Source organism: Mangrovimonas xylaniphaga (genome assembly GCF_001280435.1).
GTDB lineage: Bacteria > Bacteroidota > Bacteroidia > Flavobacteriales > Flavobacteriaceae > Mangrovimonas_A > Mangrovimonas_A xylaniphaga.
This window is the reverse complement of the sequence record NZ_LBIP01000026.1, coordinates 1-525: the sequence shown is the minus strand read 5'-3', so window position 1 is coordinate 525 and position 525 is coordinate 1. Positions and strand designations below refer to the sequence as shown.

Below are 525 nucleotides of genomic sequence, written 5' to 3'. Positions count from 1 at the left end.
CTTTCAACGATAATTGTTCCGTAAGCTCAATTGCATGGGTAATGACCGGTGCTGTAAACGATACCGGTTCTGGACAGGTCGGAACATATACATTCCCGATAGGGACAACCACAATTACATATACCGTATCTGACAATGCTACCCCAGCCAATACAGCTACTGATGTCATGACTGTAACAGTGACCGATAATGAAAATCCAACGGTAAACGCTACAAGCAACGTTGTTACAACAACCAGTGCAGATACCTCTGGAGACTGTTCTGTAGATGTTGCTATTACAGATGCCTCTTTCAACGATAATTGTTCCGTAAGCTCAATTGCATGGGTAATGACCGGTGCTGTAAACGATACCGGTTCTGGACAGGTCGGAACATATACATTCCCGATAGGGACAACCACAATTACATATACCGTATCTGACAATGCTACCCCAGCCAATACAGCTACTGATGTCATGACTGTAACAGTGACCGATAATGAAAATCCAACGGTAAACGCTACAAGCAACGTTGTTACAACAACCA

The 525-nt window shown here is 43.6% G+C and carries 1 protein-coding gene; it reads left to right on the top strand.

The window, feature by feature from the left end; all coding sequences use genetic code 11:
* A partial coding sequence (locus tag ZA06_RS16140; RefSeq protein WP_157503302.1) for an HYR domain-containing protein occupies window positions 1-525 on the top strand: 525 nt, incomplete at both ends.